Below are 22,075 nucleotides of genomic sequence, written 5' to 3'. Positions count from 1 at the left end.
GCGTGGGTGCGCCTGTCCGACCCGACAGCGGCGCAGCTATCGGGCCTGTCATCCGATGCGATCAGCAGCGAGAGCGGAACTCGTCGAGCCACACCTGGAAGTCCTCGGGGCCGTGGAGCAAGCGTCCGGGCGATGACTGCACGTCGGCTCCGCAAATCAATGTCAGCACGCCCCAGACAGCCGCGTCCATCTCGTCGGGATGGGTGCTCTCATCTACGACGAATGGGGTAGCCCAGTCGTTTGCCTCTGCTGGCGTGACATTGCCGGCCGCCAGACCGGCGAGCATCTGTTCCGTCTCAGCACGCGTCGGGAACGTCACCCGAGGAGTCTGCAACACCGGACCGCCGGAAGTGCTGCGGCGCGTTCGACTTCAACGTGCCTCACGTCGCTGCGTGTCGGTGTAGCTGGGGTACCGGATCTGCCGATGTGCGCGCATTGAACGTTTACGGTCAGTGCATGAGCGAGGAGGAGGACTTTGCGCGGCAGGCTGCCTTCTTCCGCGAGACGATGGACCCGTTTATGCGTGTCCTGCTCGATGCTCAGGAGCCGTGGGATGCCTACGACGCCGTGGTTTCGATGCGCGGAGCCATGCTCGACTTCGTTGAGTGGGGGCCAGACGGAGGCGCTGTCTTCGTTGCGTGGGCGGAACTCGAAGACCTGTACGAGACGGGTAACACCCCCATCCCCGACGCTCACGCCGCTCTGCGACAAGCCGCCGCTGAGTGGCTGGACCGACCGTCCGACGCGAGCGTTGCGCAGTTCATCGAGGGGTGGCTGAAGCGGGTGAACCAGACCGTGGCTTCCATCCTTGCCAGAGACGGCGACTTCTGGACATCGCCCGAGTAGTCAGAGGTCGAAGCGCCCAGCCATGCCGTGATCCGCGCGCTCATGCCGAGATGCAGTGTGGGAAGTCGCGCCCGGACAGAAGGGTGACCCTCCCGACCTGTAGTTCCAGTGCGCTGGCTAGGGCCGTTCGACCTATCAGCATCGCCTCCGTCGCCACATGGCAGCACCAGCCAAAAGCCCGGCTCCCGCCCCTCCAGCGATAGCCGGGATCAAAAAGGTCAGGTTCTCCAGACCGTCCGCCCAACCGGAGTCGACGTACCGCTGCACGCATACCCAGGCACCCCACGTCAGAACGGCGACGATGGCGACGAGCCCGACAGCAGCAGGCTCCCAGCGGAAGAAGCCAGCGAGGGCGTTGAGCGCAACGCCGCCGAGTGCGGCAGACCAATACAGCCATCCGACTATGAACTCGGTTCGATATGTGCCTGTGGGGGCGCCCACGACTCCCGAGACCCCGTCCGCCGACGACAACGCCCAAGCGGTGCCGGCCCACGCCACGGCGAGTCCCGCCGCAGCGAGCATTGCGGCCCGGACCCAGGAGTTCAGCTTCCGGAAAGTCACGTAGTCAGTCTCGCATCGCGCTACCCGCTCGGCATGACTGCGAATACTGAACCCGTCGGCCGCACACGACGCGGCCCCGCGCAACCGCTCATGCCGAGTTGAGGGCGCGTGGCGCATCGGCGGTGAGCCAGCAACCGTTTGCATGGACCGAACGGTTGCTCGCGCACCGCTCATGCCGCGATGAGCGCGGTCTTGAGGGGTGCCACTCCGCCGCCGACGAACGCCGTGCGATGCCCTCCAGGCCGAACGGAGAGGTCTCACCCGCCAGCCGTGGCGGAGGGGTCCTCGAACCAGATGTCGCTGGTCGCGGCCGCGACCAGCGTCTCGAGAGGGATCGTCGGGAGGTCGGCGACCTGCGTGGACTCACCGGAGAGCGCCTGACGCACGTTCTCGCTGATGACCATGATCTCGAACCCCTGCTGCCAGGCAACGGCCGTCTGTCCACGCTGGCCGCCGCCGCTGCTGCTCCACGGACCGGCGGTGCGGTACTCCACCCCGCCGGTCTCGAGGCAGCCCGTCTGCTGGGCGATCTGCTCGCCCGACGGAGTGCATCCACGACCGACCGGATAGACCGAGACCTGGGCCTCGGCGCCGTCGAACCGGAAGAACCAGCTCAACTCGTCGCCCTCCAGGTTGGCCACGGGCCCACGTCTGCCGTCGAGCAGGTCGCTCGCGCCCGGGCCCAGCAGGACCTGGAGGTCGGCATGGATCTCCTCGACCGTGCGGAGATCTGCGCTGACCTCCGCATCGGCCTTGCCGTCGCCGTCGGAGTCGACCTTCCGGGGCGCGGTGAGCGGAGCCTGCGACGGGCTCCCGGTTGCCGACGGACCGCTTGCGGCCGACGTGTCATCGGCGCGACCTGGCCCCTCGGTCGGAAGCACGACGGCGCCCACGCCGACGACGCCGACCACTGCTGCCGCGCCGAGCGCCGTACCCATGCGTCGCCGGCGAAGCGTGCGTCGGCCGCGCGCCGCACCGCCCTCGACGAGTCGCTCGACGTCGGGAGCGAGCCCTGCCGTGCTGCGGTCGAGCAGGTCGGTGAACTCGTGCTCGTTCATCGGGTGACTCCTGTCCGCATCCGCGCGAGCGCGCGCATGCTCCGGTTGCGAACGGCCCCGGGCGAGAGATCGAGGGTCGCGGCGACCTCGTCGACGGGCAGGTCGTCGAGGTAGCGCAGCACCAGCACCGCGCGGTCCAGCGGCGCGAGCCCGGCCAGCGCGTCGGCGAGCGAGACCCGCAGGTCCGCTGCCTCGGCGTGGTCGGGCGCGATCCCGGCGGGCAGGTCACCGTACGGCGTCTCCGTCGAGCTGCGTCGCCGGCGAGCGCTGATGAAGGTGCGCGAGAGCGTGGTCTGCGCATAGGCCGCCGGGTTGTCCAGCCGCGGGCCGAGCCGGCGGTGCATCCGGACGTAGACCTTCGCGAGCGTCTCCTGGACGAGGTCCTCCGCCTCCGCCCGGTGGCCGCACAGAAGCCACGCGGATCGGTAGAGGTGCGGGGTCCTCGCCCGCGCGAAGTCCTCGAAAGGGTCCTGCGGCACGGGGTCGATCATGTCTCTCCTGGGTCGTGATGACACCCAGTACGACGCACGCCGCGGCGGTTCCGTCACAAACCGTGCAGCACCTTCCGGAACAGCGCGAAGGTCTCGTCGGTCGCCGCCTGCGCCGCGGGTGAGTACCGGCCGAGGTCGGCGAAGCCGTGGATCATGCCCGGGAAGTTGCGCACCTCGACCGCGACGCCCGCCTCGCTGAGGGCGGCGGCGTACGCCAGGCCGTCGTCGCGCAGGGGGTCGTACTCCGCGACGACGAGCACGGCCGGCGCGAGGCCGGACAGGTCGCCGTGTCGCGGCGAGAGCCGCGGGTCGGCGAGGTCGAGGTCCGCCAGGTGCGCGGTGTACTGCTGGTGGAACCACATCATCGTGGCGAGGTCGAGCAGGTAGCCCTCGGCGTTCTCGGTCATCGAGGGGTGGTCGGCGCCGGTGTCGGTGACGGGGTACATCAGCAGCTGCCCGGCCAGGGGCAGGCCCTCGTCGCGACAGGCCTGGGCCACGATCGCGCTGAGGTTGCCGCCGGCGCTGTCGCCGGCGACCGCGAGCCGGTCGTCGCCGCCGAGGTCGGCGAGGTGCGCGGCCGCCCACCGGGTCGCGGCGATCGCGTCCTCGGCGCCGGCCGGCCACGGGTGCTCCGGGGCGAGCCGGTAGGCGACCGAGAGGACCACGGCGTCACAGGCCGTGGCGATCGTGCGCGCGACCAGCTCGTGGGTGTCGAGGTCTCCGACCACGAAGCCGCCGCCGTGGAAGAACACCACGGTCGGCAGCGGCCCGGAGGCGGCCGGCGTGTAGACGCGCGCCGCGAGGTCCCCGTCGGCGCCCGGGATCGTGATGTCCTCGACCGCGTCGACGTCCGGCAGGGACGCCGGGTCGCGCAGGTCGACCCAGAGCGTGCGGAAGCCGTGCCGGGCCTCGTCGGGCGTGCCTTCGTGCATCGGCTTGCCGGCGGCGGCGAGGAACTCGAGGAACGTGGCGAGCGGGGGATCGACGGGCATGGGTCCTCTTCTACACGAACGCGGCGACGCCGGTCTCGGCGCGACCGATGAGGAGCTTCTGGATCTGGCTGGTGCCTTCGTACAGCGTCATCACGCGGGCGTCGCGGAGGTACTTCTCCGCGGGGTGCTCGTCGACGTACCCCGCGCCGCCGAACACCTGGATCGCGTTGTTGGCGGCGCGTACGGCGGCCTCGGACGCGAACAGCTTCGCCTTCGAGGCGGCCACCCCGAACGGCTCGCCGCGGTCGATCAGGTCAGCGCAGCGCCACACCAGCAGCCGGGCCGCGTCGGCGTCGACGGACATGTCGGAGATGAGCTCCTGCACGAGCTGGAACCCGGCGAGGGGACGGCCGAATTGCGTGCGCTCCTGGGCGTACGACACCGAGGACTCCAGGCAGCCCTGGACGATGCCGACGCAGCCGGCGGCCACCGAGACGCGGCCCTTGTCCAGCGTGGTCATCGCGATCTTGAAGCCCTGGCCCTCCTCGCCGAGGCGCGCCGACTCCGGCACCCGTACGTCCGACAGGAACAGCTCGGCGGTCGCCTGTCCGCGCAGCCCGAGCTTGCCCTTGATCTCGCGGGCCTCGAAACCGGGCGCGTCGGTGGGCACGAGGAACGCCGTGACGCCGCGCGCGCCCTCGTCGCTGGTGCGCGCGAAGACGAGGGCGACGTCGGCCCAGGTGCCGTTGGTGATGAAGAGCTTCTGGCCGTTCAGGACGTAGTCGGTGCCGTCGCGACGAGCCTTCGACGTCAGGTTGCCGGCGTCGGAGCCGGTGCCCGGCTCGGTGAGGCCGAAGCAGCCGAGCGACGTACCGGCCGCGATCCTCGGCAGCCACTCCTGCTTCTGCTCCTCGGTGCCGAAGCCCAGCACCGACTTGCCGAACAGCCCGTTCGAGACCGACACGATCCCGCGCAGCGCCGAGTCCGCGCGGCCGAGCTCCTCCATGCCGAGCACGTAGGTCAGGTAGTCGCCGCCGAGGCCGCCGTACTCCTCGGGGATGGTGAGCCCGAAGAAGCCGATCTCCGCCATCTTCGGGATGATCGAGAGGTCGACCTGCTCCTCGCGGTCCCACGTCGTGCGGTGCGGCAGCGCCTCGCGGTCGAGGAAGTCCCGCGCGAGGTCGCGGAACGCCTGCTGCTCGTCGTTCAGGCTCAGGTCCATGGGCTCATCCTGCCGCTGGAGCGGGCAGGTCGACGAGCACCGCGAGCGCGGCCCGGTGCGACTCGGCGGTTCCGAGAAGCAGGGCGTCGGCTTTGGCGCGCTTGAGGTGCAGGTGCGCGGGGTGCTCCCAGGTCATGCCGATGCCGCCGTGCAGCTGCACCGCCTCCTCGGTCGCGTGCACCGCGACCTCGCTGCAGTACGACGCGGCGACGTGCACCGCGACCGGTGCGTCGGGGTCGCCGGCGGCCAGGGTCGCGGCGGCGTACCGCGCGGCGGCGTCGGCCTGCTCGACCTCGGAGTACAGGTCGGCGAGCCGGTGCTTGAGGGCCTGGAAACCACCGACGACCCGGCCGAACTGCCGGCGCTCCTTGAGGTACGCGATCGTGGTCTCGAGCGCCCAGCGGGCCACGCCGACCTGCTCGGCGGCGAGCAGCCCGGCGCCGGCCAGGAGACCGGCGTCGACGGCGGCGCGGGCGTCCGCGGACAGCAGGGTCCTCTCGGCGCCGTCGAGGTCCGCCTCGGCCAGCGGTCTGGTCATGTCGAGCGAGGTGACCGGCGTGCACGTCGCACCGCGGACGGCATAGAGCGCGTCGCCGTCGGGGACGAGCAGCACGTCCGCGGGCAGGCCCACGGGGGCACCGACCAGCAGGGCCGCGGTCTGCTCGCCGGACGCGAGCGCCGGCAGGATCTCGGTGTCGCCGAGAGTGGCGAGCACCGTGGTGGCCACGACCGACGAGGTCAGGAACGGCGAAGGTGCGGCCGCCCGGCCGAGCTCCTCCAGCACCGCGGCTGCCTCGCGCGCCGACGCGCCGGCGCCGCCGAGGTCCTCGGACACCAGCAGGCCGGGCAGGCCGAGCTCGACGAACGCCGACCACAGCGGGGCGGTCACGTCGTCGGTGCCGTCGTACATCGCGTTCAGCTTCTCGACGGGTGCGTGCTTCTCGAGCACCTTGCGCACCGACGCGCGCAGGTCGAGCTCGACATCGTCGGGCAGCAGGTTCACCTCAGCGGGCGCGGTCATCGGGGCAGGTCCTTCCAGGGGATGTCCTTGTCGACGCGGTGCTCGGTCGGCAGGCCGAGGATCCGCTCGGCGACGACGTTGCGCAGCACCTCGGAGGTGCCGCCCTCGATCGAGTTGCCCTTGGCGCGGAGGTACCGGAAGCCCGCGTCCTGGCCGAAGAAGTCGACGAACGTGGGGCGGCGCATGGTCCAGTCGCCGTACCGCAGGCCCTCGTCGCCGAGCAGGTCGACCTCGAGCCCGGACAGCTCCTGGTTGATCTTCGCGAACGACAGCTTCATCGCCGAGCCCTCGGGGCCGGGTACGCCGGCCGCGAGCTTCTGGCGCAGCCGGGTGGCCGTGATCCGGGCGACCTCGGTGTCGACCCACCCGCGCATCAGCCGCTCGTGGGTCTCGGGCGTGCGCAGCTCGGGCCGCTCGCGCCAGGTCTTCGCGACGTTCATGACCATGCCGAACTCGCGCGGGAACGCGTGCCCGCCGATCGCCACCCGCTCGCTGCTGAGGGTCGCGTTGGCGACCTTCCAGCCCTCGCCGACCTCGCCGAGCCGGTCGGAGTCCGGGATCCGCGCGTCGGTCAGGAAGACCTCGTTGAACTCCGCCTCGCCGGTGATCTGGCGCAGCGGCCGGACCTCGACGCCGGGGTCGTGCATGTCGAGCATGAAGTACGAGAGTCCCGCGTGCTTGGGCTGGTCGGGATCGGTGCGTACGACGATGATCGCGCGGTCGGCGATGTGCGCCGACGACGTCCACACCTTCTGGCCGTTGACGGTCCAGGTGTCGCCGTCGAGCACCGCGCGGGTCGCGAGCCCGGCGAGGTCGGAGCCGGCGCCCGGCTCGGAGAACAGCTGGCACCACACCTCCTCGCCGCACCACAGCGGCCGCAGGTAGCGCTGCTTCTGCTCGTCGGTGCCGAACGCGAGGATCGTCGGCGCCGCCATCCCGAGGCCGATGCCGATCCGCTGCGGGTCGTTGTCGGGGGCGCCGGCCTTGTGCAGCGCCTTGTCCACGACCGGCTGCATGCTGCGCGAGAGGCCGAGGCCGCCGAGGCCCTCGGGGAAGTGCACCCAGGCCAGGCCGGCGTCGAAGCGGGCGTGCAGGAAGTCCAGCCGGTCGGTGGTGGCCGGCGGGTGCTCGGCGAGCAGCGCCTCGATCCGCTGCTGCAGCTCGGACTCATCCATCGTCGGAGTACCTCGCGATCTGGGCCTTGGCGAGCGAGTTCTTGTGCACCTCGTCCGGGCCGTCGGCGAAGCGCAGCGTGCGGATGCCGGCGTACGCCGCGGCGAGCGGGAAGTCCTGCGAGAGGCCGCCGGCGCCGTGGACCTGGATCGCCTTGTCGAGGATCCACTGCACGGTCTGCGGGGTCGCGATCTTGATCGCCTGGATCTCGGTGTGCGCGCCGCGGTTGCCGACGGTGTCCATCAGCCACGCGGTCTTGAGCACCAGCAGGCGCAGCTGCTCGATGCGCACCCGCGACTCCGCGATCCAGTCGCGGACCACGCCCTGGTTGGCGATCGGGCGGCCGAACGCGACCCGCTCGCTCGCCCGCTTGCACATCAGCTCGATGGCGGCCTCGGCCACGCCGATCGACCGCATGCAGTGGTGGATGCGCCCAGGGCCCAAGCGGGCTTGGGCGATCGCGAACCCGTAGCCCTCCTGGCCGATCAGATTGCTGGCCGGGACGCGCACGTCCTCGAACAGCAGCTCCGCGTGGCCGCCGTGCTCGTGGTCGTCGTACCCGAAGACCTCCATGCCGCGGACGACGGTGAGGCCCGGGGTGTCACGCGGGACCAGGATCATGCTCTGCTGCTGGTGCCGCGACGCCGACGGGTCGGTCTTGCCCATCACGATGAGGATCTCGGCGTGCGGGTTCATCGCTCCGGTGATCCACCACTTGCGGCCGTTGAGGACGTACTCGTCGCCGTCGCGCTCGATCCGGGTCGCGATGTTGGTCGCGTCCGAGGACGCGACGTCGGGCTCGGTCATCGCGAACGCCGAGCGGATCTCGCCGTTCAGCAGCGGCTTCAGCCAGCGCTCCTTCTGCTCGGGCGTGCCGAACAGCGAGAGCACCTCCATGTTGCCGGTGTCGGGAGCCGCGCAGTTGAGCACGGCCGGCGCCAGGTGGCCGGCGCGGCCGGTGATCTCCGCGAGCGGTGCGTACTGCAGGTTGGTGAGGCCGGGGGAGTCGGCGTGCTCCTTCGGGAGGAAGACGTTCCAGAGCCCGCGCTCGCGCGCCTCTGCCTGCAGCTCCTTCAGCACCGGCGCCTCGGTCCACGCCCAGCGGTCGTCGAGCTCCTTCAGCTGGGCGTGGAACGTCGGCTCGGACGGGACGATCCGCTCGGCCATGAAGGCCTCGAGCCGGTCGATGAGGTCCTGCGTGGTGTCGTCGTGCGCGAAGTACATGTCAGTCCTGTCCCGGGGATTGGTCGAGTGCGTCGAGGCCGGCGGCGATGAGGGGGTCGAAGCCGGCGCCGATCTGGTCGAAGCCCTCTCCGACGGTGGCGCCCTGGAGGAAGCGGAAGTGGATGCCCTCCAGGATCACCGCGAGCTTGAAGTAGGCGAGGCCGAGGTGGAACCCCATGTCACCGAGGTCGCGGCCGCTGGTCGCGGCGTACCGCGCCAGGTGCTGCTGCGGCTCCGGGTAGCCCGGCGCCTTCGCGACGTCGGCGACCAGCGCCCCGCCCGCGAGCGTGGCGATCTGGTCGTAGACCAGCAGCAGCGCGAGGTCGGTGCGCACGTCGCCGAGGGTGGCCATCTCCCAGTCGACGACCGCCTTGATCCGGTCGTCGGGTCCGGTGAGCAGGTTGTCGAGGCGGTAGTCGCCGTGGACGATCCCGTTCCACTCGTCGTTGTCCTCGGGCACCCGCGCGGTCAGCCGCCGGTGCAGCTCCTCGGCGTTCGGCCGCTCGGTGGTCTTGGAGCCCTCGAGCTGCTTGCCCCACCGGCGCACCTGGCGCTCCAGGAAGCCCTGTGGCCGGCCGAACTCCGCGAGCCCGACGGCGGCGGGCTCGACCGCGTGCAGCGCCGCGAGGACGTCGACCATGCGGTCCGCGATCGCGGCGGTGCGCTCCGGCCCGAGCGGCTCGAGCTGGCCGGCCGAGCGGTACGCGACGCCGTCGACGCGCTCCATCACGTAGAAGGGAGCGCCGATCACGTCGGGGTCGGCGCAGTGGGCGTACGTCACGGGCACGGGTACGTCGGTGTCGCGCAGCGCGGACATCGCGGTGTACTCACGGCCCATGTCGTGCGCGGTCGCCTGCACGTGCCCGAGCGGCGGGCGGCGCACGATCCAGTCGTGCCCGCCGTCGGTCACCACGTAGGTGAGGTTGGACTTGCCGCCCGCGATGACCTCGGCGCTGAGCTCGCCGGTGATCTCGCCGGGGCGCTGTCCGTCGTACCAGCCGCGGAAGGCGGTCAGGTCGAGTCCGGGGGTCTCGGTCAACCCAGCGCTCCTGCCTCGTCGATCTTCTGCTGGAGGCGGCGCATGCCGCCCAGCCACTTCTCGGTGTCGGTGGCGCGCGCGGCGTAGTAGCCGGCGACCTCCGGGTGGGGGAGGACCAGGAAGCGGCCCTCCTCGATCGCGGCGATCGCGGCTTCCGCCACCTGCTCCGGCTCGAGCGCAGAGTCGCGGGACAGCAGTGCCTGCAGGGGTCCTGCCTCTTCCAGCATCTGCGTCTTCACGCCCTGCGGGCAGATCGCGTGCACGTCGATGCCGCGCGATCCGTAGGTGACGGAGAGCCACTCGGCGAAGCCGACGGCCGCGTGCTTGGTGACGGAGTACGGCGCGCTGCCGATCATCGTGAGCAGCCCGGCCGCCGACGCGGTGACCGCGAACCGACCGCCCTGCCCGTCCTCGAGCCAGCGGGGGACGAGCGCCCGGGCGGCGCGGACGTGGGCCATCACGTTGACGTCCAGGACGCGGTCCCAGACGGCGTCCTCGGTCTGCAGGCTGTCGGGCCCGCCCGCGCCGTCGATGCCGGCGTTGGCGAAGAACACGTCGATCCGGCCGAGGGTCCGGGTCGCCGCGTCGATCAGCTCCTCGGGTGCGGTGACGTCGCCCGCGACCGCCGTACCACCGATCTCGTCGGCGACCTTCTGGGCGTTGGCCTCGTCGAGGTCGTTGACGACGACGCGCGCACCCTCGCGTGCGGCTCGGGTGGCGAGGGCGCGACCGATGCCACGGCCGGCGCCGGTGACGACGACACCCTGGTCCTGCAAGGCGCCCATCAGTGGCCGCCGGCCAGGGTGATGCCGCCGTCGAGGGTGACGGTCTGGCCGGTGAGCCAGGCGGCGTCGTCGGAGAGCAGGAAGGCGACGGCGCCGGCGACGTCCTCGGGAACGCCCAGCCGGCGCAGGGGGTACTTGGCGGCGACCGCGGCCTCGTTGCCTTCGTACAGCGCTCCCGCGAAGGCCGTCTTCACGATCGCCGGCGCCACCGCGTTGACGCGGATCGTCGGGCCGAGCTCGACCGCGAGCGTCTCGGTGAGGCTGATCAGCATCGCCTTGGAGGCGCCGTACATCCCGATCATCGGCGCGGGCTTCACGCCCGAGACCGACGAGATGTTCACGACCGAGCCGCCGTGGTCCTTCATCCAGGCCTGGTACGCCGCCTGCGTCCACGCGAGCGCCCCGAGCGCGTTGACCTCGACGGTCTTGCGAGCGGCGCCGAGATCGAAGTCGATGAGCGGGCCGGCGACCGGGTTGATGCCGGCGTTGTTCACCAGGAGGTCCAGGCTCCCGAACGTCTCGACCGTGCGGCGCACGGCGTCCTCGCGGTGGTCGGGGTCGTCGGCCTTGCCGGCGATGCCGATCGCGTTCTCCGCTCCCAGCCGGTTCACCGCGTCGTCGAGCGCCTCCTGCTTGCGCGCGGTGATGCAGACCTTCGCACCCTCGTCCACGAGGCGCTGGGCGATGCCCAGGCCGATGCCACGGCTGGCCCCGGTCACGAGCGCGACCTTGCCGGCGATTCCCTGCACCATGCTCCTCCTTGCCGAGTGACTAAGCGCTTGCTTACCATCTCTCCCGTGACCGAGTCCAGCCCCGAGCCCGACTCCCGGACCCGCCTGGCCCGGGCCGCGGTGGACGCGTTCGGCGCGCGCGGATTCCACGGCACGACCACCCGCGACATCTCCACCGCGGCGGGCATGTCCCCGGCCGCGATGTACGTGCACCACCGCTCCAAGGAGGAGCTGCTCTTCGAGCTCGCCCGGGTCGGCCACGTGCGCGTCCTCGAGCTGGCGCGCGCCTCGGTCGCGCGCTCGTCCGACCCGGTCACCCAGCTCGGCGACCTCGTCGAGGACTTCGCCCGCGACCATGCCGTCTCGCACACCGGCGCCCGCGTCATCAACTACGAGCTCGCCGCCCTCAGTGACGACCACCTCGCCCAGATCCGCGCCATCCGTCACGACATCGACACCGTCCTGCGCGACGTCGTCTCCCGGGGCGTGGCCTCCGGCGTCTTCTCCACCCCCGACCCCCAGATGACCTCCCTCGCGATCCTCTCCCTCGGCATCGACGTCGCCCGCTGGTACCGCGACGAAGGCCGCTGGACGCCCGACGAGGTCGCCGCGCACTACCGGCTGCTGGCCTTGCGGATGGTGGGCGCCAGTCACGATGGTTGAGCACCGGCTGCGGGTTGCTTCTGGTCGCGACCGATAGGGCTTTTACGCGGGTAGGGCGGGTTCGGGCTGGCGCTGCTTCCCGGCTTTCCGGTGGTGGGCTTCGCACCCTTCGGTGGTTGAGGAAGGCGCGCTCGCGCCTGTCTCGAAACCACCACCCAAATCTCCTCCGAACAATTTCTCGAAAGTGTCCACATCCCGGTCAAAACAAGGGATTCCGAGCCTCCGTTGTCCGTGGTCCCTGCTTGGGTTGAGATATGGCAGCCACCACGACCACCCGCACCGAACTGGTGCTGGCGGCTGCCCGCGCGACGCGTTCGGCGATCGCCGACCTCGAGGCCGAGCAGCTCGTACAGGCACTCGAGTGGGCGGCACTGAACCCGGGCGACGTCGTGGACCAGACCCGGTCCTGGGAGGAGCGCGACCTCGAGGTCGCCGGCGATGGCGCCCCGACGGTCGCGGAGTTCTCCATCGCGGAGTTCGCCCTGGCGGTCGGGATGAACACCGACGCTGGCCGCGTGTTCATCGGGGACGCGGTCGAGCTGGCGCACCGGCTCCCGCGCACCTGGGCACGCGTCGGTGCGGGCGAGGTGGCCGCCTGGAAGGCCCGCAAGGTCGCCCAGCAGACCAAGTCCCTGCCGGTGGACGCGGCGGCGTTCGTGGACCGCGCGCTCGCGCCGGTCCTGCACACGTGCACGTTCGCCCAGATCGAGCGGACCGTCGAAGCAGCGCGTGCCGAGTTCGACCCGGCCGCTGCCGAACAACGCCGCTTGGCCGACGCCGAGCAGCGGCACCTCACGTTCTACTGGCGCCAGGTGACCTCGACCGGACAGGTCCCCGTCGCCGGGGTCATGGACCTCGCCGATGCGGTCGCGTTGGACGAGAACCTGAAGGCGAAGGCCGCCACCCTCGACCCCGCACTCCCGATCGACGTCCGCCGCTCCATCGCCGCAGGGATGCTCGGCAGCGGTGACAGCGACGCCGAGCGGGAGGTGGTGATCTACACCCACGCCCAGGCCGACTCCCGGATGGTCGAGGTCGAGAACACCCGCACCGTCGTCACCCCCGAGCAGGTCCAGCAGTGGTGCCAACAGGCCGGCACCACGGTGACCGTCCGGCCGGTGCTCGACCTGAACGAGGACCTCGCCACCGACGCCTACGCCCCCACCGAGCGGCAACAGGAGCAGGTCGTGCTGACGTTCCCGCGGTGTGTGTTCCCCGGCTGCAGCCGCCGGTCACGCTCCGCGGACAACGACCACATCACCGAGTTCCCCCTCGGCCGGACGTCCACCCGGAATCTCGCGCCCCTGTGTCGTCACCACCACCGGGTCAAGACCTTCACCGCCTGGACCTACCGGCGGACCGGCCCACGGACCTTCACCTGGACCAGCCCGACCGGCTGCAGCTACCACGTCCGCGTCGACCGACATATCCGCTGACCCCCACCCCGCCGACCACGGCCGGCGGGGCAACAGTCATGTCGTGTTCTCTCAACGGTGACCACAACGGTCGACCCGAGCGGACCCGCAAGCCGGCAGCGGCCGTCACCACCTTCCGGTGACCACAGACCGCGGTGACCCGCTATCCGAAAATCAAGGAACCGGTACCGCCCACGAACCCGCAAGCCGCCTGGCCTCCGTAGTCCGCGCGGGCCGTCGGGCGCCACAAGCAGGTGGTTCCGAGACTCCTTCGCGTGCGCCTCGACCACCGAGACACCGGCGGTGGCGCGCCAACTGGCAGGATCGAGGACATGAGCTACGAGGCAGCCGAGAACCGCTACGACACCGAGACGACGGGGATGGAGTACCGGTTCACCGGGCGGAGCGGGTTGAAGCTGCCGGCGATCTCGTTGGGGCTGTGGCAGAACTTCGGGGACGACCGGTCGGAGGAGAACCAGCGCGCGATCCTGCGGCGGGCGTTCGACCGCGGGGTGACGCACTTCGACCTGGCGAACAACTACGGGCCGCCGTACGGCCGGGCGGAGGAGAACTTCGGGCGCTACCTGAAGGACGACTTCGCGCCGTACCGCGACGAGCTGGTCATCTCGACCAAGGCCGGGTGGGACATGTGGCCGGGCCCGTACGGCCAGGGCGGCGGGTCGCGGAAGTACGTGCTGGCATCGCTCGACCAGTCGCTGAGCCGGATGGGCCTGGAGTACGTCGACATCTTCTACAGCCACCGCTTCGACCCCGAGACGCCCATCGAGGAGACGATGATGGCGCTCGACCACGCGGTGCGGCAGGGCAAGGCGTTGTACGCCGGCATCTCGTCGTACTCCGCCGCGAAGACCAACGAGGCGGCGTCGATCGCCCGCGACCTCGGCACGCCGCTGCTGATCCACCAGCCGTCGTACTCGATGCTGAACCGCTGGATCGAGGAGGACCTGCTCGACGAGCTCGAGGCCCAGGGCATGGGCTGCATCGTGTTCAGCCCGCTGGCACAGGGGCTGCTGACCGACCGCTACCTCGACGGCGTCCCGGCCGACTCGCGGGCTGCGCGGGAAGGGTCGTCGCTCGGCCAGGACCACCTCGAGGAGTCGAGGCTCCGGCACGTCCGCAAGCTCAACGAGATCGCGGAGGGGCGCGGGCAGAAGCTCGCCCAGCTGGCGATCCAGTGGGCCATCCGAGACCGGCGGGTGACCAGCGCGCTGCTCGGAGCCAGCTCGGTCGAGCAGCTCGACACGAACCTGGACGCACTGACGTTCCCGCCACTTTCGGATGACGAGCTGCGGCTGATCGACGAGGATGCTGTGGAGGCCGGCATCAACCTGTGGGCCAAGCAGACCGAGGAGTAGCCATGACGTCCGTTGCGCGAGAGCACGGCGCGTTGCGCGAGAACGTCGTGGTCGCGCTGCGCGAGGACATCATGGCGGGCCGGCTCGGGCCGGGGGAGCCGTTGCGCACCGAGGCGATCATGCAGCGCTTCGGCGTCTCGAACTCCCCGCTGCGCGAGGCGTTCGCCCAGCTCGCCACCGAGGGCCTGGTCGTCGTCGAGCGCAACCGCGGGGCGTCCGTCGCGCCGCTGAGCCGCGCGGCCGCGGCCGACGTGCTGCGCGTCGGCGGGATGCTGGTGGAGCAGGTGCTGCGCTGGGGGATGCCGCGCTACGTGCCCGGGGACGTCGCCGCGCTGCGTCGTACGGCGCTCGACTTCGAGCTCGCCTACCGCAGTGGCGACCTGGTGCTGGCGTTCAAGGAGTCCGACCGGTTCGGTGGGCAGCTGCTCGACCGGTGTGGCAGCCCCGAGCTCGCGCACGCGCTGCTGGCGCTCCTGCCACGGCTGCAGCGGCTGGTGCGGCTGCTCGACCCGTTCGAGTACCTCGCGCTGCAGGTGTCGCTCCAGTCCGCGTTGATCGCCTCGATGGAGGACCGCGACGTGGAGAGCGCGGTCGTCGCGCTGGGGTCGATCTGGTCGCAGGTCGCCCGGCTGGTCGACGACCTCGGGTCGGACGTGCTCGGGAGCTGACGATGACCACCGTCGCGCCCCACCCGTCGGTGCTGGCGCTGCGCCGGCGTCAACGCGCCGGGGCGATCAACCGCAAGGTCGGCTGGGTGCTGCTGCCGGTGATGGTCGCGGCCACCGCCGTCCACTACCTCTCCGGCGACCGTACGACGCTCGCGGCGGTGCTGGTCGTGCTCGTGGTCGGCCTCAACACCACGCACCTGCTGCTGTCGGTGTACGTGTTCGGCCTGGTCCGGCCGCGGCGCACGCTGAAGGTGTTCCACATCTACTTCGGCTACGCGCTCGGTGTCGTCATCTGGGCGTCGCAGACGAACCTCGACAACGAGCCGCTGCACACCTGGCTGACGATCCTGATGTTCGCCGGCATCGGCGTGCACATCCTGCTGGGTGCGCGCTACGCGGCCCGTCGCCGGGCCGCGTAGCCACACCCCGCTGCCTACTTCTTGACCGTCACCTTCGCGGTCGCCGTGGCGGCCGTGTCGCTGAGCACGTCGGACACCGTGGTGCCGGCGTACGTGAACACGAGCTTGCCGTTGGTCTTCGGCTTCCAGGTGAGCTTGCCGCTCAGGGTCGCGGACCCGGCCGGGCCGACCACGACCTTGCCGACCGAGACGTTCTTGCCCTTGGCCGGGTCGAAGACGACCTTGACGGTGCGCTTCGGGCCGTCCTCCGCGCCGGTGAGCTTGACGGTCCAGGTGCCCTTCTTGCCCGCCTTGACCGTCGACTTCGCCGGCGTCACCGACAGCTTGCTGTCGACGGTGCGCGGCAGGGTGACGGTGCCGGTGCGGGTCCAGATGGCGACGGTGCCCTGGTCCCAGGAGCTGAAGACCAGCTCGTTGACGCCGTCCTTGTTGAAGTCGACGACCCAGCCGCCACCGGACTGGCCGAAGTGCTCGCCCTCCGCGGTCAGCCGGTGCAGCGTCGTACCGCCGTCGGCCTGCTGCTCGATCCACCACAGCCGGCGGTCGCCGTCACCGGAGACCCCGAGGTCGATGTCGCCGTCGCCGTCGATGTCGCCGTACCCGAAGGTGCCAGGAGCGCCCTGGCCGGGGCTGGGACGCGAGGTGATCGCGTCGGTCCAGGTCGGGTAGTTGTCGCGGTTGCTGAGGTAGTCGGCCGGGCACGGCGGAACCGGGGTCTCCGGGTCCGAGAGCGTGATCGCCTCCCACGGAGCACGGATGTCGTCGCCCGGGACGAACTCGATGACCTGCTCGCGCGCAGCGAACGGCGGCAGCAGCAGCGAGAAGGTGCACCGGTTGGCGTGGTTCGTGGCGATCCACGAGACCTTGCCGGGCTCGCGGAACCCGACGACGGGCTGGATCTGGAACCCGAAGCTGGTCTCCTGCACCGTCGCGATCGTGTGGACCGCGAAGTCCGCGGACGTGAGCGTGCCGTCCTGGTCGGTGTTCTCCATCCACAGGTAGCTCGGGGCCGGGAACTGGCCGCCGCCCGAGCCGCGCAGCGGGTCGAAGTAGCGCGCGGTGATGATGTCGAGGTCGCCGTCCTCGTCGACGTCAGCCACGACCGGCTGGCTGCCACCGACGTCCGCGAGCGCGATCGGGCCGGTGAAGGTGAGATCGGCGCTGCCGAGGAACACCTGGGTCTCGAGGCTGTCGTCGCCCTGGTTGCCCGCGGCTCGCGCTTCCTCGGCGACGGTCAGGATGTCTTTGAAGCCGTCGCCGTCGAGGTCGACGTACTGGACGCCGTGGTAGGCCGGCCCCTGGTCGGTGATCACGTTGTGGCGGGTGAACTGGTCGGTGCCCTTGTTCTCCCACCAGGTGATGCTGCCGCTGAGGATGCGCTGCTCCGCGGGAATCGAGGTGTCGGTTCCGAAGAAGTGGCCGGCCGGGACGATCAGGTCGTTGTCGCCGTCGCCGTCCACGTCGGTGACCGTCGTGGCGTTCGGCATCCAGATGTCCTCTTCAGGGCCGAAGACGTTGATCGTCGTCCAGTCGTCGAGGTTCGCGCCCGGGCGGTAGATGTTCAGCGCGCCGGGACCCAGGGGGCGGGCGGCCTCGAACAGCCCCCACACGCTCGTCACGATGTCCTTCTCGCCCGCGAAGACCTCGCCCACCGAGGTGAACGCCGCGCCTGGGGCCGCGGCGTCGATGTCGTGCCGGGTGAAGGTCGGGTCGGTCGCGCTGGTGTCGTCCACCGCCGGCGCTACCTCGGCGTCGGCGGCGCCGACTGACATCACGGCGGGTACGGCGGCGAGGCTGGCGACGGCTGCGGCGGCGGCGATCGCACGGACGCGGCGAGGTCGGATCACGGGGACTCCTCCTGGGATCGGGGCCCTCACCGTGTCAGCATTTCGCACAATCTGGAAGGATTTTGCGAAACATTTCGTATATCAGATACGGATTCGGTCCCGGCTGTTCTCCCAGAGCTGGCACCCGACCAGCACCGCGGTCGCCAGCGCCGCGCCGGCGATCACGTCGATCACGTAGTGCTCGCCCATGTAGACCAGCGCCGTCGACATCGCCAGCGGGTACAGCGCGAGCAGCCAGCGCCACGGCGACCGCAGCCGCTGGATGCCGTAGATCGCGATCAGGAACGTGATGCCGGCGTGCAGCGACGGCATCGCCGCGACCGGGTTGCCGACCCCGTGCAGGATCAGGTCGATCCGGTCCAGCCCGATGTCGCGCCAGCCGCGGCTGGTGAGCCGGGCGACGTCGGCGCCCAGCCAGCCCTCCTCGGAAGCCATCCACGGCGGGGCCATCGGGTAGAGGATGTAGATCGCCAGCGCGCCGAAGTTGATCAGCAGGTAGCGGCGCATCCACTTGATCCACTCGGCCCGGTTGCGCACCCACAGCACCGCTGCGATGGTCAGCCCGGTCACGAAGTGGGTGGCGTAGACGGTGGTGAAGAGCGCGTCGTACCAGCGCGGCTCGCTCTCCTTCAGGCACGGATCGCCGCACCAGGCGTCCTGCAGCCGCTCGGTCGGCGTCATCCCGCCACCGAGCCACTCGTCGAAGTGGATCGGCATGTACACGTGCACCGGCAGCCCGAGCTCGTCGGTCAGGCCGCGGCTGAAGAAGTAGATGATCAGGCCGAGGACCGGCAGCCACCAGTCCTTGAGGAAGTTCAGGTGGTAGCGCGGGCGCGCCTCGACGTTCCAGGCCACGGTCCCGAGCCACAGCCACAGGAAGACCTGGACGGTGTCGTTCGGCAGCCCGAGGGTGAGCGACCACGCGACGAGCGCCGCGGCGTACGCGCCCATCGCGACCGCGCGGACCTTGCGGCGGGTGCGGGGGTACGGCAGCGGTCGGGCGTGCTCGACGGCAGGCGCCTGCGCCTCGTCCTCCGCTCCCCGGGTCATGCGGGGGATTCTAGGAGGGCGTCCGTACCGCCCGCGGCCGGACCACCGAGAGGCCGCCGATGCTGCCCTGCAGGAGGGTGCCGTCCGGGAGGATCGTGCCCACCATCTGCAGGGTGTCGGCGAGCGGCCCGACCCCGAGCGTCGTCTCGCTGAGGACGCGACCGGTGCGCGGCGAGATCCGCGCCAGCGCGTAGGCCTGCGCGTCCGAGCGGGTCACCGTGTAGATCACGCCCTCGGCACGCGCCAGCCGGGGGACCGCGGCCGAGCGGGTCGGCCGCGACCAGGTCAGCTCGCACCCGTCGCCGGTGATGTCGAAGCGCTGCATGCCGCCGACGAAGTCGGCGCTGGCGGGGTCGGCTTCCCCGGCGCCGTCGGGGGTCGCGGGGTAGGGGTAGCCGTACGTGCTGGCGACGTACACCTGGTTGCGCCAGCCGACCGGCGAGTTCTCGGTGCCGCTGCTCGCGGCGTCGAAGATCGGGACCTTGCAGAGCGTCGCGCCGGAGCCCGCGCGGTAGACGATGAGGTGCTCGCGCGGCCGGGCGTTGTCGGTGATCGCGACGTACTCGTGCCCGGTGCGCGGGCCGAAGAACGTCGGCGTCGCGCCGCTGCCGTGGCTGAGCTGGCCGGGCTTGCGCGCCGGCCCGCGGTCGTAGCCGCGCCGCCACTCGATGCGCACGCCGCGGCGCTTCGCGGTCAGCAGGTACGTCGCCCGGTCCGTCACGACCGACGTCCCGTCGGGGCTCGTGGAGATGCTGTTCGCGACGATCTCGGGCCGCGTCCCCAGGGTGCGGGCGCGCACCTCCTTCGTGCGCGGATCCGCCCAGCCGGCGCGGCCGTCGGCGGTGCCGAACCAGATCCGGCCGTCGTAGCCGGGCGCGACCGTCGTGACCGTCTCCTCGATCGGGATCCGGCGCTGGACCACCAGGCGCCAGGCTCCGCCCGGGCCCTTCTGGTCGTGTGCGATCAGCAGGATCGCGCCGGAGCCGTCGACGGTGACCAGGCGGTCGCGGTGGTCGACGTACGCGTACACACCGCCGAGCAGGCTGCCCTTCTCGAGCGGGAGGCTCGCGAGCGGCCGGCCGGTCTCCGGGTCGAGCAGGTGCAGGTCGGGCGCCCGGTCGAGGTAGCCGGTGCACAGCGCCAGCGGGAGCCCGTCCGACCCGGCGAGGATCGTCGGGCACACGCCGCCGAGCGGGATCGCCACCGGCGTCTCGGGGTTCGCGCCCGGTCCGGCGTACGGCGTGGTGTCGGACGAACCGCTGTCGCCGTGCATGGTCGCGGTGCCGTCGGGTCCTGCGTGGGGGTTGGCCGGCGGAGCGCCCGGGAGCAGCAGCGCGAGGGCGGTGGCAGCGGCAGCGAGTCCAATCACGACTAAAACGATAGACAAAGACAACTATCGATGGTCGGTTGTGTGGGCGGGCTCACGGCCCGCCCACACGACCGGGCAGCGCTACTGCGCGCTGCGGCTGTCGGTGACGATCCCCGGGTACGCCTCGACGAGACCCGTGAACGCGGCGTCCGTGGCGTCGGTCCCGAACACCCGCCGCAGGTGCGCGACCACGACGTGCTGGACGGCCGGCCAGGCCAGCGGCGGGGCCAGCGCGGGCTCGTAGCAGCCGTCGGTCGCCAGCGGGATCAGGTTCTGCGGCACCGTGATGCCGACCGCCTCGGCGATCTCGAGCAGCCCGCCCTCGGCCGAGCCGACCTCGCACAGGTCGCTGTACACCAGGTGGCCGCCGTTGGTGACCACGATCCGCTTGGGCGCGGCCATGGTCTCGTACGTCGCCTCGATCTTGTCCAGGCTGATGATGCCGTCCCCGGTGGCGGCGATGACCAGGCTGGGCTTCTGGACGGGGGCGAGCTCCGGGTCGTGGGCGGGGGCCATCCCGATGAAGGTGTCGACGCGCTTGTCCACCGAGGCGAGGCTCTCGACCGCCCGACCGCCGGCCGAGTGGCCCAGCGCGCCGATCTGCGACATGAGCACGTGCTTGCGGAGCCAGGAGCCCTTGGTCTTGTTCTGCTTCGCGACCATGGTGATCGTGTCCTGCAGGTCCTCCACGTCCGTGGTCGTGCCGGCCGGGCCGAACATCACCTTGGTGAGGTTGCGGCTCGGGTGGTCCGGTGCGGCCACGACGAAGCCCCACGACGCGATGGCGGCCGTCAACGCGGACGACTGCGTGCGGAAGCCGGCGAAGCCGTGGCTGAAGACGACCAGCGGGAACTTGCCGGGCGCGACCGGGACGCCGCGTACGCCGCCGCTGGGGTAGGTCACCTCGACGCCCGGCGGCAGCTGGGACTTGAGGAAGTCCGGCAGCCAGTCGGCGACGTCGTACTCCCCGATCTTCTTGCCCTTCACGTCCGCCTTGCGAGCGGGGTACCAGAGCTCGACCTTGACGCCCGACGGCAGCTTCACCGTGCGCTCGCCGACGGCGTACTTGCCGTTCGCGGAGTAGCTCGTCGGGCCCAGCGGCGGTGCCTGCTGCGCGGTGGCCGGTGAGGTCGGGGCGAGGAGCGTGGCGGCGAGGACCGCGGTCGTCAGCACGACCGCGATGGTGCGGCGAAGTGTGGTCACGGTCGCACGCTAGCTGCGGTGAGACGACCACGGAGCCGAAACGCCGTCCTCAGTTAGAGTCCGACGTTCTCGGGCATGCCGTCAGCCGTCTCCACGACCACATCGAGGACCTCCATGCCTAAGCCGATCGCTCTTGTCCGCCGCCACGCTGCTCCCGCGCTCGCCTTGGTCCTGGTCACCGGCGGAGCCGCCGCAGCGGTGGGGGTGGCGGCCCACGGCGGTCGTGATGACGCGCAGACGATCTCGGCCTGCGTGAACAAGAAGACCGACGCGATGAAGCTCGGCGACGGGGCGCGGCCGTGCCCGCGTGGCTGGACGAAGGTCACGTGGAACGTGGCCGGTCCTGCTGGAGCCACCGGGGCCGCGGGTGCGGCCGGTGCGCAGGGCGAGGCCGGTCCGTCGGGCGCCCCCGGTCCGTCGGGAGCGCCGGGTCTGACCGGCCCGCGGGGCCTGCCGGGTGTCGCGGGCCCCTCCGGGGCGCCGGGCATGACCGGTCCGAGCGGGCCTGCCGGCCCGAGCGGTTCGCCGGGTGCGACCGGTCCGGCCGGCGCGGACGCGATGGACGCGGCGTGGGTCCAGACCTACCGCTACGCGACGACCGACCAGGACGTCGCGCCCGAAGCGAACGTCTCGTTCCGCTGGAACGGCTTCGACAGCGGTGTCGCCGCCACCTACGAGGAGATCTACGTCTTCGAGGACGGCGTCTACTCGATCGATGTCGCCGTCACCAGCGCCGCGGCCAAGACCATCGGCCTCACCGTCAACGGGTTCGAGGTCCCGGGCGCCGAGTTCCAGTCCGGCGCCGGAACCGTCTCCGGTGAGCTGTTGGTCCAGCTCGATGCCGGTGATGCCGTCGCACTCCGCAACAGCGGCGCCGGCACCATCTCGCTCACGGGCGATGGAGGGTCGTACGACCCCGTCAACGCCTCGATCGTTCTCACCCGGGTGGGCGTAAAGCAGGTGATCTGACGGCGCGGATCAC

Annotated in this window: 22 protein-coding genes; 7 read left to right on the top strand and 15 right to left on the bottom strand. The window is 71.1% G+C overall.

The genetic code is table 11. The features are described from left to right. Positions 1-61: 61 nt before the first annotated feature. Positions 62-319, bottom strand: coding sequence for a hypothetical protein (locus MJ604_RS12770; RefSeq protein WP_243058845.1), 258 nt, complete (start codon positions 317-319; stop codon positions 62-64). 137 nt (positions 320-456) lie between these two features. On the opposite strand from MJ604_RS12770, the gene MJ604_RS12765 reads away from it, so the two are divergent. Beyond that, a complete protein-coding gene (locus MJ604_RS12765) occupies positions 457-846 on the top strand; it encodes a hypothetical protein (RefSeq protein WP_243058844.1) in 390 nt (129 codons plus the stop codon). Between the two features lie 818 nt (positions 847-1,664). Here MJ604_RS12765 and MJ604_RS12760 read toward each other — a convergent pair. The 10 genes from MJ604_RS12760 to MJ604_RS12715 all read right to left on the bottom strand — a co-directional run bounded on the left by MJ604_RS12760 (position 1,665) and on the right by MJ604_RS12715 (position 11,104). Beyond that, on the bottom strand, positions 1,665-2,465 hold the full coding sequence (locus MJ604_RS12760; protein ID WP_243058843.1) for a hypothetical protein: 801 nt from the start codon (positions 2,463-2,465) through the stop codon (positions 1,665-1,667). Continuing rightward, positions 2,462-2,944, bottom strand: a complete 483-nt coding sequence (locus MJ604_RS12755) for a SigE family RNA polymerase sigma factor (protein ID WP_243058842.1) — start codon at positions 2,942-2,944, stop codon at positions 2,462-2,464. The genes MJ604_RS12760 and MJ604_RS12755 overlap by 4 nt, the downstream gene beginning before the upstream one ends. 65 nt (positions 2,945-3,009) lie before the next feature. Beyond that, on the bottom strand, positions 3,010-3,948 hold the full coding sequence (locus MJ604_RS12750; RefSeq protein WP_243058841.1) for an alpha/beta hydrolase: 939 nt from the start codon (positions 3,946-3,948) through the stop codon (positions 3,010-3,012). Positions 3,949-3,958: 10 nt separating this feature from the next. Continuing rightward, on the bottom strand, positions 3,959-5,110 hold the full coding sequence (locus MJ604_RS12745) for an acyl-CoA dehydrogenase family protein (protein ID WP_243058840.1): 1,152 nt from the start codon (positions 5,108-5,110) through the stop codon (positions 3,959-3,961). Between the two features lie 4 nt (positions 5,111-5,114). Continuing rightward, the gene (locus tag MJ604_RS12740; RefSeq protein WP_243058839.1) at positions 5,115-6,131 is read right to left on the bottom strand and encodes an acyl-CoA dehydrogenase family protein; all 1,017 of its coding nucleotides are present in this window, start codon (positions 6,129-6,131) and stop codon (positions 5,115-5,117) included. Next, the gene (locus MJ604_RS12735; protein ID WP_243058838.1) at positions 6,128-7,306 is read right to left on the bottom strand and encodes an acyl-CoA dehydrogenase family protein; all 1,179 of its coding nucleotides are present in this window, start codon (positions 7,304-7,306) and stop codon (positions 6,128-6,130) included. The genes MJ604_RS12740 and MJ604_RS12735 overlap by 4 nt, the downstream gene beginning before the upstream one ends. Continuing rightward, positions 7,299-8,528 (bottom strand): acyl-CoA dehydrogenase family protein, encoded by a 1,230-nt coding sequence (locus tag MJ604_RS12730; RefSeq protein ID WP_243058837.1) that lies wholly within the window; start codon positions 8,526-8,528, stop codon positions 7,299-7,301. The genes MJ604_RS12735 and MJ604_RS12730 overlap by 8 nt, the downstream gene beginning before the upstream one ends. Position 8,529: 1 nt before the next feature. After that, positions 8,530-9,567: a phosphotransferase family protein gene (locus tag MJ604_RS12725; RefSeq protein ID WP_243058836.1), complete on the bottom strand. Its 1,038-nt coding sequence runs from the start codon at positions 9,565-9,567 to the stop codon at positions 8,530-8,532. Beyond that, positions 9,564-10,352, bottom strand: coding sequence for an SDR family NAD(P)-dependent oxidoreductase (locus MJ604_RS12720; protein WP_243058835.1), 789 nt, complete (start codon positions 10,350-10,352; stop codon positions 9,564-9,566). The genes MJ604_RS12725 and MJ604_RS12720 overlap by 4 nt, the downstream gene beginning before the upstream one ends. Continuing rightward, positions 10,352-11,104: an SDR family oxidoreductase gene (locus MJ604_RS12715; RefSeq protein ID WP_243058834.1), complete on the bottom strand. Its 753-nt coding sequence runs from the start codon at positions 11,102-11,104 to the stop codon at positions 10,352-10,354. Before MJ604_RS12715 ends, MJ604_RS12720 begins: the two co-directional genes overlap by 1 nt. Positions 11,105-11,149: 45 nt before the next feature. On the opposite strand from MJ604_RS12715, the gene MJ604_RS12710 reads away from it, so the two are divergent. The 5 genes from MJ604_RS12710 (at position 11,150) to MJ604_RS12690 (ending at position 15,624) form a co-directional block, all read left to right on the top strand. Further along, complete coding sequence (locus MJ604_RS12710; protein WP_243058833.1) at positions 11,150-11,746, top strand: TetR/AcrR family transcriptional regulator; 597 nt, start codon at positions 11,150-11,152, stop codon at positions 11,744-11,746. A gap of 254 nt (positions 11,747-12,000) precedes the next feature. Then, positions 12,001-13,182: an HNH endonuclease signature motif containing protein gene (locus tag MJ604_RS12705; protein ID WP_243058832.1), complete on the top strand. Its 1,182-nt coding sequence runs from the start codon at positions 12,001-12,003 to the stop codon at positions 13,180-13,182. Positions 13,183-13,493: 311 nt separating this feature from the next. Further along, entirely contained in the window at positions 13,494-14,537 is a 1,044-nt protein-coding gene (gene mgrA / locus MJ604_RS12700) for an L-glyceraldehyde 3-phosphate reductase (RefSeq protein WP_243058831.1), read from the top strand. 2 nt (positions 14,538-14,539) lie between these two features. Beyond that, on the top strand, positions 14,540-15,205 hold the full coding sequence (locus MJ604_RS12695) for a GntR family transcriptional regulator (RefSeq protein WP_243058830.1): 666 nt from the start codon (positions 14,540-14,542) through the stop codon (positions 15,203-15,205). 2 nt (positions 15,206-15,207) lie between these two features. Further along, positions 15,208-15,624, top strand: coding sequence for a hypothetical protein (locus MJ604_RS12690; RefSeq protein ID WP_243058829.1), 417 nt, complete (start codon positions 15,208-15,210; stop codon positions 15,622-15,624). A gap of 14 nt (positions 15,625-15,638) precedes the next feature. Here MJ604_RS12690 and MJ604_RS12685 read toward each other — a convergent pair whose 3' ends face one another. The 4 genes from MJ604_RS12685 to MJ604_RS12670 form a co-directional block, all read right to left on the bottom strand. Beyond that, positions 15,639-17,471 (bottom strand): VCBS repeat-containing protein, encoded by a 1,833-nt coding sequence (locus MJ604_RS12685; RefSeq protein WP_243058828.1) that lies wholly within the window; start codon positions 17,469-17,471, stop codon positions 15,639-15,641. An 81-nt stretch (positions 17,472-17,552) separates the two neighbouring features. Next, positions 17,553-18,521, bottom strand: coding sequence for a phosphatase PAP2 family protein (locus MJ604_RS12680; protein ID WP_243058827.1), 969 nt, complete (start codon positions 18,519-18,521; stop codon positions 17,553-17,555). Between the two features lie 10 nt (positions 18,522-18,531). Next, complete coding sequence (locus MJ604_RS12675) at positions 18,532-19,890, bottom strand: hypothetical protein (RefSeq protein WP_243058826.1); 1,359 nt, start codon at positions 19,888-19,890, stop codon at positions 18,532-18,534. A gap of 81 nt (positions 19,891-19,971) precedes the next feature. Beyond that, the gene (locus tag MJ604_RS12670; protein ID WP_243058825.1) at positions 19,972-21,093 is read right to left on the bottom strand and encodes a dienelactone hydrolase family protein; all 1,122 of its coding nucleotides are present in this window, start codon (positions 21,091-21,093) and stop codon (positions 19,972-19,974) included. Between the two features lie 114 nt (positions 21,094-21,207). Here MJ604_RS12670 and MJ604_RS12665 point away from each other — a divergent pair, with 114 nt between their 5' ends. Next, positions 21,208-22,062, top strand: a complete 855-nt coding sequence (locus MJ604_RS12665) for a collagen-like protein (RefSeq protein ID WP_243058824.1) — start codon at positions 21,208-21,210, stop codon at positions 22,060-22,062. The last annotated feature ends 13 nt before the right edge of the window (positions 22,063-22,075 follow it).

Origin of the sequence: Nocardioides sp. SR21 (assembly GCF_022761125.1) — a bacterium.
In the GTDB taxonomy this organism is placed as follows: Bacteria; Actinomycetota; Actinomycetes; order Propionibacteriales; family Nocardioidaceae; genus Nocardioides.
The sequence above is the reverse complement of the archived record's forward strand: the minus strand, read 5'-3'. Positions and strand labels throughout refer to the sequence as shown.

What these genes read in the sequence shown, in the direction of transcription:
- MJ604_RS12680 (WP_243058827.1), bottom strand. Translation starts at nt 18,521, where the DNA reads ATGACCCGGGGAGCGGAGGACGAGGCGCAGGCGCCTGCCGTCGAGCAC.
- MJ604_RS12745 (WP_243058840.1), bottom strand. Translation starts at nt 5,110, where the DNA reads ATGGACCTGAGCCTGAACGACGAGCAGCAGGCGTTCCGCGACCTCGCG.
- MJ604_RS12740 (WP_243058839.1), bottom strand. Translation starts at nt 6,131, where the DNA reads ATGACCGCGCCCGCTGAGGTGAACCTGCTGCCCGACGATGTCGAGCTC.
- MJ604_RS12720 (WP_243058835.1), bottom strand. Translation starts at nt 10,352, where the DNA reads ATGGGCGCCTTGCAGGACCAGGGTGTCGTCGTCACCGGCGCCGGCCGT.
- MJ604_RS12735 (WP_243058838.1), bottom strand. Translation starts at nt 7,306, where the DNA reads ATGGATGAGTCCGAGCTGCAGCAGCGGATCGAGGCGCTGCTCGCCGAG.
- MJ604_RS12760 (WP_243058843.1), bottom strand. Translation starts at nt 2,465, where the DNA reads ATGAACGAGCACGAGTTCACCGACCTGCTCGACCGCAGCACGGCAGGG.
- MJ604_RS12690 (WP_243058829.1), top strand. Translation starts at nt 15,208, where the DNA reads ATGACCACCGTCGCGCCCCACCCGTCGGTGCTGGCGCTGCGCCGGCGT.
- MJ604_RS12750 (WP_243058841.1), bottom strand. Translation starts at nt 3,948, where the DNA reads ATGCCCGTCGATCCCCCGCTCGCCACGTTCCTCGAGTTCCTCGCCGCC.
- MJ604_RS12765 (WP_243058844.1), top strand. Translation starts at nt 457, where the DNA reads ATGAGCGAGGAGGAGGACTTTGCGCGGCAGGCTGCCTTCTTCCGCGAG.
- MJ604_RS12695 (WP_243058830.1), top strand. Translation starts at nt 14,540, where the DNA reads ATGACGTCCGTTGCGCGAGAGCACGGCGCGTTGCGCGAGAACGTCGTG.
- MJ604_RS12665 (WP_243058824.1), top strand. Translation starts at nt 21,208, where the DNA reads ATGCCTAAGCCGATCGCTCTTGTCCGCCGCCACGCTGCTCCCGCGCTC.
- MJ604_RS12715 (WP_243058834.1), bottom strand. Translation starts at nt 11,104, where the DNA reads ATGGTGCAGGGAATCGCCGGCAAGGTCGCGCTCGTGACCGGGGCCAGC.
- mgrA (WP_243058831.1), top strand. Translation starts at nt 13,494, where the DNA reads ATGAGCTACGAGGCAGCCGAGAACCGCTACGACACCGAGACGACGGGG.
- MJ604_RS12730 (WP_243058837.1), bottom strand. Translation starts at nt 8,528, where the DNA reads ATGTACTTCGCGCACGACGACACCACGCAGGACCTCATCGACCGGCTC.
- MJ604_RS12705 (WP_243058832.1), top strand. Translation starts at nt 12,001, where the DNA reads ATGGCAGCCACCACGACCACCCGCACCGAACTGGTGCTGGCGGCTGCC.